At 42.2% G+C, this 11,811-nt stretch carries 15 protein-coding genes and 1 other RNA gene; 6 read left to right on the top strand and 10 right to left on the bottom strand.

Annotation, left to right across the window (positions count from 1 at the left end; genetic code table 11):
• Nucleotides 1–56 precede the first annotated feature (56 nt).
• The 5 genes from AAFH98_RS03635 to AAFH98_RS03615 form a co-directional block, all read right to left on the bottom strand.
• On the bottom strand, nt 57–683 hold the full coding sequence (locus AAFH98_RS03635) for a DivIVA domain-containing protein (RefSeq protein WP_342521314.1): 627 nt from the start codon (nt 681–683) through the stop codon (nt 57–59).
• Nucleotides 684–733: 50 nt separating this feature from the next.
• A complete protein-coding gene (locus tag AAFH98_RS03630) occupies nt 734–1,111 on the bottom strand; it encodes a hypothetical protein (RefSeq protein WP_342521313.1) in 378 nt (125 codons plus the stop codon).
• A complete protein-coding gene (locus AAFH98_RS03625; protein WP_342521312.1) occupies nt 1,108–1,410 on the bottom strand; it encodes a hypothetical protein in 303 nt (100 codons plus the stop codon). The genes AAFH98_RS03630 and AAFH98_RS03625 overlap by 4 nt, the downstream gene beginning before the upstream one ends.
• Nucleotides 1,407–1,724, bottom strand: coding sequence for a hypothetical protein (locus AAFH98_RS03620; RefSeq protein ID WP_342521311.1), 318 nt, complete (start codon nt 1,722–1,724; stop codon nt 1,407–1,409). The genes AAFH98_RS03625 and AAFH98_RS03620 overlap by 4 nt, the downstream gene beginning before the upstream one ends.
• Nucleotides 1,725–1,803: 79 nt before the next feature.
• Nucleotides 1,804–2,508 carry a YggS family pyridoxal phosphate-dependent enzyme gene (locus tag AAFH98_RS03615; protein WP_342521310.1) on the bottom strand — a complete coding sequence of 235 codons (705 nt, stop codon included), beginning with the start codon at nt 2,506–2,508 and terminating at the stop codon, nt 1,804–1,806.
• A 232-nt stretch (nt 2,509–2,740) separates the two neighbouring features.
• On the opposite strand from AAFH98_RS03615, the gene AAFH98_RS03610 reads away from it, so the two are divergent.
• From AAFH98_RS03610 to AAFH98_RS03590, 5 genes are all read left to right on the top strand, one after another.
• Nucleotides 2,741–3,799, top strand: coding sequence for a Nif3-like dinuclear metal center hexameric protein (locus AAFH98_RS03610; protein WP_342521309.1), 1,059 nt, complete (start codon nt 2,741–2,743; stop codon nt 3,797–3,799).
• Nucleotides 3,800–3,838: 39 nt separating this feature from the next.
• Complete coding sequence (locus tag AAFH98_RS03605; RefSeq protein WP_342521308.1) at nt 3,839–4,573, top strand: zinc ribbon domain-containing protein; 735 nt, start codon at nt 3,839–3,841, stop codon at nt 4,571–4,573.
• A 100-nt stretch (nt 4,574–4,673) separates the two neighbouring features.
• Nucleotides 4,674–5,029: RNase P RNA component class A (gene rnpB / locus AAFH98_RS03600), an RNA gene on the top strand.
• A gap of 183 nt (nt 5,030–5,212) precedes the next feature.
• Nucleotides 5,213–5,740 carry a c-type cytochrome gene (locus tag AAFH98_RS03595; RefSeq protein WP_342521307.1) on the top strand — a complete coding sequence of 176 codons (528 nt, stop codon included), beginning with the start codon at nt 5,213–5,215 and terminating at the stop codon, nt 5,738–5,740.
• 70 nt (nt 5,741–5,810) lie between these two features.
• Nucleotides 5,811–6,317, top strand: coding sequence for an OsmC family protein (locus AAFH98_RS03590; RefSeq protein WP_342521306.1), 507 nt, complete (start codon nt 5,811–5,813; stop codon nt 6,315–6,317).
• 19 nt (nt 6,318–6,336) lie between these two features.
• On the opposite strand, the gene AAFH98_RS03585 is transcribed toward AAFH98_RS03590, so the two are convergent.
• The 5 genes from AAFH98_RS03585 to AAFH98_RS03565 all read right to left on the bottom strand — a co-directional run bounded on the left by AAFH98_RS03585 (nt 6,337) and on the right by AAFH98_RS03565 (nt 10,672).
• The gene (locus AAFH98_RS03585) at nt 6,337–7,113 is read right to left on the bottom strand and encodes a M90 family metallopeptidase (RefSeq protein WP_342521305.1); all 777 of its coding nucleotides are present in this window, start codon (nt 7,111–7,113) and stop codon (nt 6,337–6,339) included.
• A gap of 11 nt (nt 7,114–7,124) precedes the next feature.
• The gene (gene smpB, locus AAFH98_RS03580) at nt 7,125–7,595 is read right to left on the bottom strand and encodes an SsrA-binding protein SmpB (RefSeq protein ID WP_342521304.1); all 471 of its coding nucleotides are present in this window, start codon (nt 7,593–7,595) and stop codon (nt 7,125–7,127) included.
• Nucleotides 7,596–7,732: 137 nt separating this feature from the next.
• Nucleotides 7,733–8,152 carry a hypothetical protein gene (locus AAFH98_RS03575; RefSeq protein WP_342521303.1) on the bottom strand — a complete coding sequence of 140 codons (420 nt, stop codon included), beginning with the start codon at nt 8,150–8,152 and terminating at the stop codon, nt 7,733–7,735.
• A gap of 54 nt (nt 8,153–8,206) precedes the next feature.
• Nucleotides 8,207–9,433: a site-2 protease family protein gene (locus AAFH98_RS03570; RefSeq protein ID WP_342521302.1), complete on the bottom strand. Its 1,227-nt coding sequence runs from the start codon at nt 9,431–9,433 to the stop codon at nt 8,207–8,209.
• Between the two features lie 15 nt (nt 9,434–9,448).
• Nucleotides 9,449–10,672 (bottom strand): arginine deiminase, encoded by a 1,224-nt coding sequence (locus tag AAFH98_RS03565; protein WP_342521301.1) that lies wholly within the window; start codon nt 10,670–10,672, stop codon nt 9,449–9,451.
• A 204-nt stretch (nt 10,673–10,876) separates the two neighbouring features.
• Here AAFH98_RS03565 and AAFH98_RS03560 point away from each other — a divergent pair, with 204 nt between their 5' ends.
• A complete protein-coding gene (locus AAFH98_RS03560; RefSeq protein WP_342521300.1) occupies nt 10,877–11,737 on the top strand; it encodes a SirB1 family protein in 861 nt (286 codons plus the stop codon).
• The last annotated feature ends 74 nt before the right edge of the window (nt 11,738–11,811 follow it).

The raw sequence follows: 11,811 nt of genomic DNA, 5'->3' as shown, positions 1-11,811 counted from the left end.
ATAGGAAACTCCGAAAAGTAAAAGATCCTCAAAAACCGATTGTAGTGATGAAGCACTTAATCAAGTTCATCAATAAGATCGTCAATATCTTCGGTACCGGGGGGCATTGTTTGAGTATCATCTTCGAGCTCATCTTCGTCATCATCTCGCAGGGCTTTACGGCGACGTTCAGTTTGCTCTTTTAATTTGTCAGAAAACTGATCGTCATCAGCAGGTAACTCAAAGAGAGCTGCCTCATCTTTGGAAAACTGCTCCAGTGATTCCTGGGCCATTTCCAGATACGAGCGAATACCACTAATAATTTCTTTGCGTCGATCGAGTAGTCGGATAATGCTTTGTCGAACCTGCTGACGTTGTTGCGTAGCTTCCCGAATGATCGATTCGGCCTCCATTTCTGCCTTTTCAATCTTATTCCGAGCATCTTTACGGGCACCGGTAAGTTTTTGCTCTGCTGATTCTTTAGCCGTTTGCAGGGTTTCATGAAGAGCTTCCTCAACGCGCTCGTAATGTTTTAGTTTCTCCTCCAACTCATCAATACGTTTTTCGAGCTCGCGGTTTTTAGCTACCAAATGCTCCCATTCATTTGACATGAGGTTTAAAAAGGCTTGTACCTCATCCTTGTCATATCCACGAAGAGACTTTTCAAATTCCTGTTGTTTAATTTCCAGCGCAGTAAGTTTCATAATAATAGTAAGTGTACCCTTGTAGTAAAAAAGATAGTTTGTTTAACAGGTTACTCCCGTAGCATGTTCCGCAGATTATTATGGTCCGACGATAGGGATCCTTGGGAAGCTGATTCCGAGTCTTCTATTTCAATTTCCTTGTTAGGAGCATCTATTTGTTTAGGGGGCTTCTGTTCCTGTTCTTGCGTTTGGCTATTGGGTTCTTCATCGGCAATAATAGCTTCTAAATGTTCAAGTCTGCGCTGCGAATTTTTTTTATAATCCATAAAAGCGCGAGCAAGCCGATTGAATTCCTCTTCGGGAACGCCACCCTTATTGCGATTAATCCATGTTTTAACAAGGTTGAACGTTTTTGCTGCGAGGTAACCTACCAGTGCAAATGCCCCGATAGAGCCTACCAAGGCAACTACCATTTCCTCAAAACTCATGATGATACCTGTTCTTTTTGTTGAAGATCATTCGTTAGATTACCCTCAGTTGAGGAGGCTTCAATTTGTTGGTACCCAGATTTCTCATCATTGTCACCATCCTCTTCGGCAACAATGGCCTCAAGATTTTGAACTCGTTTTTTCATTTCCTTTTGATACTGATGGAGTTCCTTCTGAAGATTATCGAGCTCATTTTTTGTAAGACTGGATGTGTTATTTCGGGAATCCATCCATTTTTTGATTAATCCGGTAGCACAACAAATAGCAACAATAGCAACGACAAATTCAGGTCCACTCATGATTTGCTCCTCTTCTTGTCTGCAAGATTAGAAACTTCCTGTTCATTTTCCTTAACGGTTGATGAGTCGTCAATTTCAATTTCTTCCATTCCTCGTCCCGCTCCAGTCGAGAAATCATCGGGTTCACCAGCCGCGATCGCTTCCAGGTTTTCAATACGTCCTTTAAGCGAATTAACAAGTTTACGAAGGTCTTCGACTTCCTCTTCATTTTGCCGGCTCCGATTCATCATCGACATTTTATTTTTTTGATACTCAATAATAAAAGCACCGATAATTGCTACAAGCGGAATAAGTACCCAGATCCATGCTGCCATAATAATCTGCCCTGTTAATTACTATTAGTAATGTACTAAATCTTAGTGAGATTGAAAGTACTTATAACGATAATTTTACTTAGTAGTTACGTTCTCCAAAGATTGCGCGTCCTACCCGGACCATTGTTGAGCCCTCTTCAATAGCAATTTCCATATCGTTTGTCATTCCCATCGAAAGTTCGTTAAGACTTACATTTTCAGCTTCGTACTTCCGATGGTCATCCCGTAACTTTCTAAGCATCTTAAATTCTGGTCGTACGCTTTCCACGTCTTCGGGATCTACAAACGTTGCCATCCCCATAAGGCCGCGAACTCGTACATGGTCAAGGCCTTGTGCATATTTCAGAATTTCTTTTAGGTCTTTGGGTTCGCATCCACTTTTTTGGTCTTCGCCACTAATATTTATTTGTATTAACGTGTTGATGACGCGATCTATTCGGGAGGCACGCTTTTCAATTTCACTCAGGTACTTCGACTTTTCTATAGAGTGAATCCAGTTCACCCGTTCAACCATGTATTTTATTTTATTGGTTTGCAGGTTTCCGACCATATGCCACTGGAGTTCGTTATTTTCATAGTCTTCCATTTTGTCCTGCAATTCCCTGGCACGATTTTCTCCAAAATGAACCTGCCCGCACTTAAAGGCTTCTTTGATGTCATCAACAGGTTTGGTTTTGCTTACGGCAACAAGAGTAATTTCATCTGGGCTGCGGCCAGCTTCTTTGCAAGCTTTTGTTATGCGTTGTTGTACGTTTTCCAGATTGTGACAAATATCGTTGGGCATAAAAAGGGTGTTTGAAACGTTTGGTTAATACTGATTTAGATAATTTCTTGATAGATCAACGCGGTTTAATTACTTAAAAATAAGCTTTTAAGAAAGGGATTAAAATGGTATTTTAAGGGTCTGAATTAAAGAATCGAATGTAAATTGACCGTTCACGCTCTGAGTATTTTTTATTTCGACTCTGATATTTTTTTGTATCGCCTCAGGTGCTATAAAACAGGAATGCTAAAGCATGGGGGCCGATAAACCACAGATGAATATTCAGGTTCGGCATATTTCTACCTTCCTAAACCAGTGGGCACCGCCCAGCACAAAGCTCGACTACGATAATGTTGGCTTACTCGTAGGAGATCCCAACCAGCAAGTTTCAAAGATTCTCACCTGTTTAGATGTTACGCTGGATGTTGTGAACGAAGCTCTTGAGAACGATTGTGATTTAATCGTCGCACACCACCCGCTCATTTTTCAAAGTATTGATCGTATTAATCCCACCGATGAGCAGGGTAAAATTATTTTTAAGCTGATAAAAAATGATATTGGGCTCATTGCCGCCCATACTAATTTAGATGCAGCTCTTGATGGGGTTTCATTTGTACTGGCCAAAGAGTTGGGGCTCGAGAATCTTAAGTTTTTGGATAACAGCTACAATATCAGTCGAAAAATTGTGCTTACAACGAATCATTCTGAAAGTGATTCGGTGCTTAAATTGTTGAATTATTATTCAGCGGAAGAGGCGCATTATTACAAGGTAGAAGGCAAAAAAGATCATCAATATACCTATGAGGCGATTATTGATGAACATCATGTTTCAGAGTTGGAAAAAGAGCTTGAGAAAAATGGATTACTTCATCATGGAAGTTTCCAGGTGATGGAAGTTGCCAGCCCATCGAAGAATGTAGGTATGGGCGTGGTTGGGTTTTATCGCGATAAAGGATTAACTCAGCAACAGTTTTTGGATACGGTAGCTGATGCGCTTGATGTTACAGCAGTACGTTTTTCGGGATCGGTGGATCGTATTAAAAAGGTAGCTGTATGTGGCGGTGCCGGGGTTTCATTAACGGGCACTGCTATTGGAGAGGGAGCGCAGGCATTTGTAACAGCTGATATTAAATATCACGATTATTTTACTGATACTGATAATTTTTTACTGGTCGATGTAGGCCATTATGAAAGTGAAGTGCCAGTGGTGGCGGCCCTTCAGCAAGAACTAACGGAAGCATTTGAAGATGTTGACGTTCTTGAAACCGAAGTAATCACCAACCCTATGCAGGTATATGTACCTGATGCTTAATAAATAAAATCCGCAGGAATAAACGACGTAATATAATCTATGGAAGAAGTACTACAACAATTAGCAAATCTTCAATATATCGACAGCAGAATAGACGAGCTTAAGCAGCTGCGTGGCGATTTGCCGGAGGAAATTCTGGATATCGAAACCGATATAAATCGACTTGAGGCAAAGATCAGTCGGCTTGAGGAAGAGGAAAAAGAGCTGAAGGTTGAGCGCGATAACCTGGAGCTTGAGATTGAAGATGCCCAAAATAAGATGGAGAAGTACGAAGAGCAGCAGATGTCGGTCCGGAATAACCGCGAATATGACGCGTTGACCAAAGAGATCGAGTCGCAAAAGCAGGTTATTGAAAATTCTGAGTCTCGTTTGGAAGAGATCACAAACCGTCTTGAAGAGGTCGGTCCTGAGATGGAAGAACTTCAAGAAAAGTTGGAGGATACCAAAGAGCTTCATGAAGAAAAAAATGAAAATCTTGAAGAGGTCAAGAAGGATACGCAGAAAGAAGAAGATATGCTTTTAGAGAAGCGTGAAGAGGTCGAAGAAAATATTGATGAACGTTATCTGAAAAGCTATAAGCGTTTACGCAATGGACTATCAAATGGACTTGCTGTTGTACCCATGGAGCGTGGTGCAGCTTTAGGGATGGCGTTGCCTCCGCAAACTCAGGTTGAGGTTCGCAAAAAGAATAAAATTATTATTGACGAAAACAGTGGACGCATTGTGGTGCATCCATCATTTTTCGAAACAGCCAAAGAGGAGCTGTCGTTGTAATAATTTTGTTGGTTTAGTGGTATTTTGAAGATGTACAGTATTTATATACGATATTGTACATCTTTTCGTTTTTTGAGCAGATGTTCTTTAACATATTATTTAGGATGATCGGGCAATCGCTCGCTGCATAGCGTGAGGAAAGTCCGAACACCTACGAGCACCGTGCTTCCTAACGGGAAGATCCGGGAAACCGGTTAGCCAGTGCCACAGAAAATAGACTACCCTGATTCGTTGGGGAAAAGGTGAAAAGGCGAGGTAAGAGCTCACCGCTCCGGTGGTAACATTCGGAGGCATGGCAAACCTCACGGGGTGCAAGCTCATGCAGGCTGTGCGTTGCTCGTCGCAATACAGCCGGGTAGAGTGCTCGAGCCCCAAAGTAATTTGGGGACCAGATAAATGATTGCCATCCTGACAGCTGTCGGGATACAGAATTCGGCTTACAGATCATCCTTAGAAACTACATCAAAAGGCTGCCTTAACAGGGCGGCCTTTTGGCTTTCAATGGGAATGCAACATAAGTAAAAACAGAATGTTAACACGTAATATTTTCTTCCATGATATCGAAAGGTAAAGTATATTTATAAAATATAATTGAGTTGATAAAACTCGGAAAAATATCAAAATAAGGGAGAAGAGAGTATGAAAAAAGAATTAGTTGTGGGGTTATTAGTGGTCACAGTGTTAACAGGTTGTTCTGCACAAGCTGAACAAGATGAGGTGATTGAGACGCTACATGTAAAATGGGATAATCCCATTGAAGCAGGTAAGTATTTGGTAACTATTACGGGTTGCAATGATTGTCACACAGATGGATACTTGATGATGGGCGGACAAGTGCCTGAAGAAGATTGGCTGATGGGGTCTGCCGTAGGTTGGCGGGGCCCATGGGGAACGACCTATCCTACGAACTTGCGGTTGCGTGTTCAGGAATGGGATGAAGAAACGTGGGTAAAAACACTGAAGAATCGGAAAGCTTTACCACCGATGCCATGGATGAACGTTAATAGGATGAGTGAAGAAGATATGCGCGCAATTTATGTATATATAAAATCGCTGGGCCCCAAAGGTGAGCACGTTCCCTTGGCAATAAGCCCGGAATTAGAACCCCAGACTCCATATTTGTCATTATTCCCACAAAATATGCCGGTAGCGACATCTCAAAAATAATAGGTGGGATACGGTCTTGAGATCACTTATTTTTGACCGAAATTGAGATAGAATAAAGGAAAAATCGATCATGGATAAGGAAGAATTACGTGCGGTTCAAGCTCCACTTAAGGAAAAATACAAGACGAGTCCCGAAAAAGCCGAATGGATCTTGGAGGCTGAGGGAAAGTTAGGAGAGGGTATTGCCTGTAATGTTCCAACGGATGCGGGTGAGGTAGAAGCAGGATTACATCCGGCAACGGGGGGCGATGGCACGCAAACCTGTTCTGGTGATATGCTATTGGAAGCGCTCGTTGCTTGTGCGGGGGTGACGTTAAAATCGGTAGCAACCGCCATGGAGATTGAGATTGCCGAGGGAACCGTTCGGGCAGAAGGGGTACTTGATTTCAGGGGGACAATGGCTGTATCAAAAGAGGCACCGGTAGGTTTTAAATCTATCACCTTGAATTTTGAGTTAGACACAGCGGCCTCTGGCAAAAGAATAGAAAAGCTTATCGAATTGACTGAGCGGTATTGCGTGATTTATCAGACGCTAAAAAATAATCCCGAACTAAATACAAGCGTTTCAATTCGGTGATTAAAAGCGGCTACCGAGATTACGGTTTGCTATAGCTGGCAGGGTCTTGCTGATAGAATTTTGAGAGCTGTTGATATAGCTGCGGATGTTTCTTTTTTAAATCTATGGGCCGCTCAAAAAACAGTTCGGTTATTACAGCAAAAAACTCGGCTAAATTAGTGGCTCCGTAGTGATCAATGAGCGTTTGTTGATTTTGTTGGATGCTCGTTAAAAATTTTTGGTACTCGTCACCTACGATACGTGCCCACGAGAGAAAGTGTGAATCTGTTGCTCGATGTTCAATTTGTTCCGTAGCACCATATTCGTAATCCAGCTGGTGGGCAAACTCATGAAATACTAAGTTTTCACCGTCATGGATATCTGAAGCTCCTTTTTGAACCTCATCCCAGGCCAGGATAACATAGCCGTGCGACCAAGCTTCGCCATGACGTTGTTCAAATCCTTCCTCTACAAAAAAGCCGTTGTTGCGCTGTTTTACCTTAGCTACATACTTTTGGGGATATACGAGTACCGAGCGCAGATCTTCATAAAAGTAAGAAAGGTCATCAATACCCAACAACAGTATGGATGCCTGGGCTGCAATGCTGACTCTAATTTCATTTGTTAGTTCAAGTCCGGCACAACCCTCAAACTGTTTTTCCGCGATAAAAATTTGGGTAAGTCCCTGTAGCTTTTTCTGAAGATCGCCGGGCAAATGTTTGTAATAAGGAACATTAGTTTTAAGAATGGGGAGCCAATCTTCGGGAAAAGGTTTGTTAAGCAGGCGTTTACGCCGCCATTTTTTAAAGCCGAACATGGCAGTGCCGGTTACATGTTAACTTTGTAGGTGCCTTTGTATTTGCGCTCGAGCTCGCGTTTCGTATCGCGTTCTTTAATGTCTTGGCGCTTGTCATGTTTCTGTTTACCCTTGGCGATCCCAATAAGGATTTTAGCATAGCCCTTTTTAAAGTACATTTTTAGCGGAGCCAGCGTATACCCTTTTTTGTTAACGGCTTTATCCATCTCACGAATTTCGCGCTTATTAAGGAGCAGCTTACGTTCTCTGCGCTCATCATGATTTTCGTAAGTAGCATGCTTGTATGGTTTAATATACATGCCGTTGAGCCAAACTTCACCGTTCTTAATATATGCAAATGCTTCACCAAGGCTGGCATTTCCTTCGCGGAGTGACTTTACCTCTGTTCCCCTTAGAACAATACCCGCTTCATATGTTTCTTCGACATGATACTCGTGACGGGCTTTACGGTTCTTAATGGTGGGTGTTGAGTTGTTGGACATGTTTTAGGGTTTATTGACTATGCTTTTGTTAAAGAATGACCCTCATTTTAAATATAAGTTTTAACTGGGCCGTGTGAAAAGGCAGATGGTAAATGTGTAATGTAAGGTACTTCTGCCTTTTGCTGTTTCACTTTTTATTAATAATCAAAACCCAGTTTGTTAAGTTCACTAATAATTTCATCACCGGGAGATTTATCAGGCATAGTGCTGTATATACTCATAATCTGGTCAATTTCGGTCCGCGCCTTTTGGTTATCGGGATTGATTTTGAGCACTTCAATATACTGTTCCAGTGCCGATGTCATACGATCACGCATGGTACTGCCTTCGGGACCGCGATACTCAAGATACAGCCCGTAATTAAGGTACGTTTTCTCCTTAAGTTCGTTCAGATTCGTATCCGTTTCTTCAGCATCGGCATCATTAAGAATGTTGAGTGCCTGGGTATAATTGTCTTCAGCAATAAGCTGGTCTACCCGTTCAGCTACATTTTTTGGTGTTTCGTTAGTGCATGAGATAAAAAGAAGTGCAATGAGAGAGAGAAATAAATAACGCATTAAAGTGATAGGGTTTTGGGGTTGTAAATGAACCTAAAGATAAGGAAAACGATGTTAGATTAAATATAATGGATTGGGACTAATACAGAGTACAAAAATCACCATACAAAGCCATCCTAAGGTCTTTCGGGTAGGGTCAAGCTCGCGTTCGCGGAGTGCCGGTGGATGTTCAATTCCCACAAAAAAGACGATAAAAAATGACCAAAAGACCCAGATAAGCGAGCCAGATGTCGTTAGGTTGCCGACGATAAAAAACAGGTATGATGCAGCAATGGTTAATGAACTGATGAAGACTGGTAAAATCCACTCAAAATCATCACGAAAACCCTTTCGGAGAAGCATCATCAGCACTCCTGCCCAAATTATCCAGCTCAACAAACCGTATGAATAGGCATATTCACCAAGGGATAGATGAATAAAGGGTATAGCCTCAATTCCTCCCAGTGTGACGAGTACGCCAAAAAAGATTCGTGCTACGGTTTGGTGTTTTTTAAATCCCAAGAGAGAGTATAAAATATGGCCCCCATCGAGTTGACCAATGGGCGTTAGGTTCAGTGCCGTGAAGAAGAGTCCCAGCCATCCTGCAAATAAAAAGGGATAGTGATACATTTCCCACATGGGGGGCACGTTTTCGAAAAAGGAGGCTAAAAATCCATACAGTAAGGTGTTGCCAACGATAAGTACATTTCCATTGGTTTCTTGTTGCGGACTGTCGGGATAGATGCCATTCTGTGCTACATACTCTTTTACGGATTCGTGTCCGGCAAAATTTTGGATGTAGCTCGCATCGGGCAGAGTGGAAAACCCGTAAAGTAGCACCACAAGGGAGACGACAAATCCAGCCAATGGACCTGCAGCACCGACATCAAACATTTTATAGGTATCGTTAATTTTTTGTTTGATGCGGATGACAGCCCCTACTGTTCCAATGCCCAGCGGAATGGGAATAAAGTAGGGTAAGGTTACTTTTATCTGATGGTATAGCGCCGCAAAATAGTGGCCGAATTCGTGCACGCCCAGAAATCCTAAAAGAAGACCGGCGAAAAGGAGTCCGCGGTAAAAGTCGGATAGCGAAGGAAGTCCGAGGGGAAAATATGAGGGTGTAAATCCTACAAAAGCAGCTCCGGCAAAAGAAACAGTAAATACAGTGATGATAAAAAGGGCCAGATGTTTGCCAACTGTTTTCGGGTCAAGGGTTCGGCGCATGGTTTGCCAAATGGTTGGTGGCTCAGAAAAATCGTCGATGTATACGTCCGTTTTATAGGTTGGTTTGTTCTCCAAAGGTGATACGCTTTGTTATGATTTTCTTGCAATTGGCATGGTCATGCAGCGTGCGCCACCGCGTCCCCGGCAAAGTTCATGGCCTAAGAAACTGATAGCAATTTTTTTGTCAGCAGGATCAAAAAGTGCATCCTTATATTCTTCAATAAATTCGTATTGATTCATCAACCGGTAGCCATGTTCTTTCAACTCATTAAATGTATTTGTGTTTCGTTCGTAGCCCACAATAATACCTGGTGCGATGGCAAAAACGTTGGCACCATCCGTCCATTGTTCACGGAATTGATTGGTGCGATTGGCGCCGCCGCAATTAATAAAGGTCAGGTCGCGTTCCAAAAGTTCTTCGAGCGCTTGTTTTAACGAAGGCATCGACTCCGATATTATAGATCCATTTTGTGACCGTAATGCTACTACATTATTTTGGCGTTCGGTGATAGCTGGTGGAAAAGCTACGCACTCGGTCGGACTTGCAAACGTAAAGATAGTATCGAGGTGCATGGATGACCGCTGTTTGGGAATATCAACAGCAAGAACATGTTCAACGCCTTGATCAAGCAATCCTTTAGTGGCGTTCATTAGTCCGCTAAACGAGGTACGCTCGCTCATGCCAATGAGTACTACCTTGTCTGAAGCAACAAGCACATCGCCCCCCTCGATAGACTCCTGCTTGGTAATAGAAATCGTATTTTTCCTAATGTTATCAAACAAGGGATGAAACTTAATGAGTGTGTCCATCAAAATGGCTTCGCGCATGCGTGCTTTTTTAGCAGGCTGAGAAAGCAAAATACTGTCGTTAATGACTGCCGACAGGTCTCGTGTAAATAGAAGGTTAGGCGTGGGGTGCATGTTAAATTCTGGAATTGAGGGCGTAGCACCATCTATAACAAACCGCAGCAACTCTGTGGCGGAAAGACGAAATAAATCTTGTTCAATAGCCTTAAGGTTTTCTTGTGGAAGCTGTTTGATAAGTTGTTCAATAAAATATCCCCGGGCATCTTCAGCAGAGAGGGCTTCTTCAAAAAGATCTGTTATTTCGTGGATGGTACCGTTTTTGGGCATGGCGGCCTCAAAAACTTTTAGCATATCCAAGTGCTCTTTACGCGCGTCACTCTCAAAAATGATGTCATCGAAAAGGAGTTCGTCTTTGAGCTCGGGGTTAACCAGCGAAACCTCCTTTCCAGGGGTGTGAACAATAACACTCTTAAGTAAACCGGTTTCAGATCGAACAGAAAGTTGCATGAAAGTTTTTCTTAAAAAGGTTAATAACTATGCCGATAAGCTAACTACACGAGGCCAAATATACGCTTTGAGCAGGCAATATTTAAATTGAGAATTAAGTAGAAAATTCAAAAAGTTTTTCTCTATATTTTCGCACGATTTAATGACCAAAGCTGTTGCAAAAAGTAATTAGACTAACAACGGAAGTGAGTATTCCCAAAGAAAATGGCAGCTAATAAAGCCGAAATAGAATCTCTTGTATATTTATTGGAAGACCCCGACCCCTATGTGAAGTCGCAGGTGCGAAATCGCTTGTTTGAGCTTGGCGAAACAGCTGTACCCCTGCTGGATGAGCAAAAAAATGAGACGGACGATAATGAGGCCCGGGAGCTTATCAATGAAATTATCCAGCATATTACCTTTGGGAGCGTTGAAGAGGATTTTTTGGATGTGCTCGAGGGAGGCGTCAATAATATGGAGCAGCTCGAGAATGCTGTGCTTATTTTGTCGCGATTTGATAACCCTACCCTTCGCGAACGCGAATACAAGAAAAAACTGGATCGTTTTGCCGATATGATAGCCGATGATGTCCGGTATTCGCTGAGTGAAACCCAAAAAATGCATAAGGTTTTGAATTTTGTGTTTCATGAACTCGGTTTTAGCGGTAGCACGACCGATTATTATAACCCCAATAACTCGTACTTAAACCGTGTGATTGATCGTCGCCGGGGATTACCCATTTCACTGGCGCTTATTGTGCTGTTTTTAGCACGTCGATTAGACCTTCCCTTTTATGGGATGAACATGCCCATCCATTTTATGATGAAGTTTAAAAGTAGCAATGAAGCTTTGCTTATTGACCCCTTTGATCACGGAAAGGTGGTGACCTACGACCAGTGTTATTATTTTTTAAAGCAAAATGGTGTTGAGCCTCGAAGTGAACATTTTGAGGTTAGCACTGAAGAGGAAATCTTAGCTCGCTGTATCCGAAATTTGATAAATAGCTACGAACGAAATGATAAGCTGGATACGGCAGAAGGGTTAAAAAAATTGCTCAATACCGTCGAAATTATGGCCCGTAATTAATATAACAGGGTACAAAAGGATAGATTAAATTTTTGAAACCTCGGTATAATTATGCATATTACAAGGCGCCTTTT

This window comes from Fodinibius sp. Rm-B-1B1-1, assembly GCF_038594945.1.
Lineage (GTDB): Bacteria > Bacteroidota > Rhodothermia > Balneolales > Balneolaceae > Fodinibius > Fodinibius alkaliphilus.
Note: the sequence above shows the minus strand (reverse complement) of the source record. Positions and strands in the feature narration are given on the sequence as shown.

Excerpts from the sequence above, each read along its gene's own strand:
- AAFH98_RS03575 (WP_342521303.1), bottom strand. The coding sequence starts at position 8,152 with ATGCGTTATTTATTTCTCTCTCTCATTGCACTTCTTTTTATCTCATGC.
- AAFH98_RS03635 (WP_342521314.1), bottom strand. The coding sequence starts at position 683 with ATGAAACTTACTGCGCTGGAAATTAAACAACAGGAATTTGAAAAGTCT.
- AAFH98_RS03595 (WP_342521307.1), top strand. The coding sequence starts at position 5,213 with ATGAAAAAAGAATTAGTTGTGGGGTTATTAGTGGTCACAGTGTTAACA.
- AAFH98_RS03615 (WP_342521310.1), bottom strand. The coding sequence starts at position 2,508 with ATGCCCAACGATATTTGTCACAATCTGGAAAACGTACAACAACGCATA.
- AAFH98_RS03625 (WP_342521312.1), bottom strand. The coding sequence starts at position 1,410 with ATGAGTGGACCTGAATTTGTCGTTGCTATTGTTGCTATTTGTTGTGCT.
- AAFH98_RS03565 (WP_342521301.1), bottom strand. The coding sequence starts at position 10,672 with ATGCAACTTTCTGTTCGATCTGAAACCGGTTTACTTAAGAGTGTTATT.
- AAFH98_RS03610 (WP_342521309.1), top strand. The coding sequence starts at position 2,741 with ATGGGGGCCGATAAACCACAGATGAATATTCAGGTTCGGCATATTTCT.
- AAFH98_RS03630 (WP_342521313.1), bottom strand. The coding sequence starts at position 1,111 with ATGAGTTTTGAGGAAATGGTAGTTGCCTTGGTAGGCTCTATCGGGGCA.
- AAFH98_RS03605 (WP_342521308.1), top strand. The coding sequence starts at position 3,839 with ATGGAAGAAGTACTACAACAATTAGCAAATCTTCAATATATCGACAGC.
- AAFH98_RS03590 (WP_342521306.1), top strand. The coding sequence starts at position 5,811 with ATGGATAAGGAAGAATTACGTGCGGTTCAAGCTCCACTTAAGGAAAAA.
- smpB (WP_342521304.1), bottom strand. The coding sequence starts at position 7,595 with ATGTCCAACAACTCAACACCCACCATTAAGAACCGTAAAGCCCGTCAC.
- AAFH98_RS03585 (WP_342521305.1), bottom strand. The coding sequence starts at position 7,113 with ATGTTCGGCTTTAAAAAATGGCGGCGTAAACGCCTGCTTAACAAACCT.
- AAFH98_RS03620 (WP_342521311.1), bottom strand. The coding sequence starts at position 1,724 with ATGGCAGCATGGATCTGGGTACTTATTCCGCTTGTAGCAATTATCGGT.
- AAFH98_RS03560 (WP_342521300.1), top strand. The coding sequence starts at position 10,877 with ATGGCAGCTAATAAAGCCGAAATAGAATCTCTTGTATATTTATTGGAA.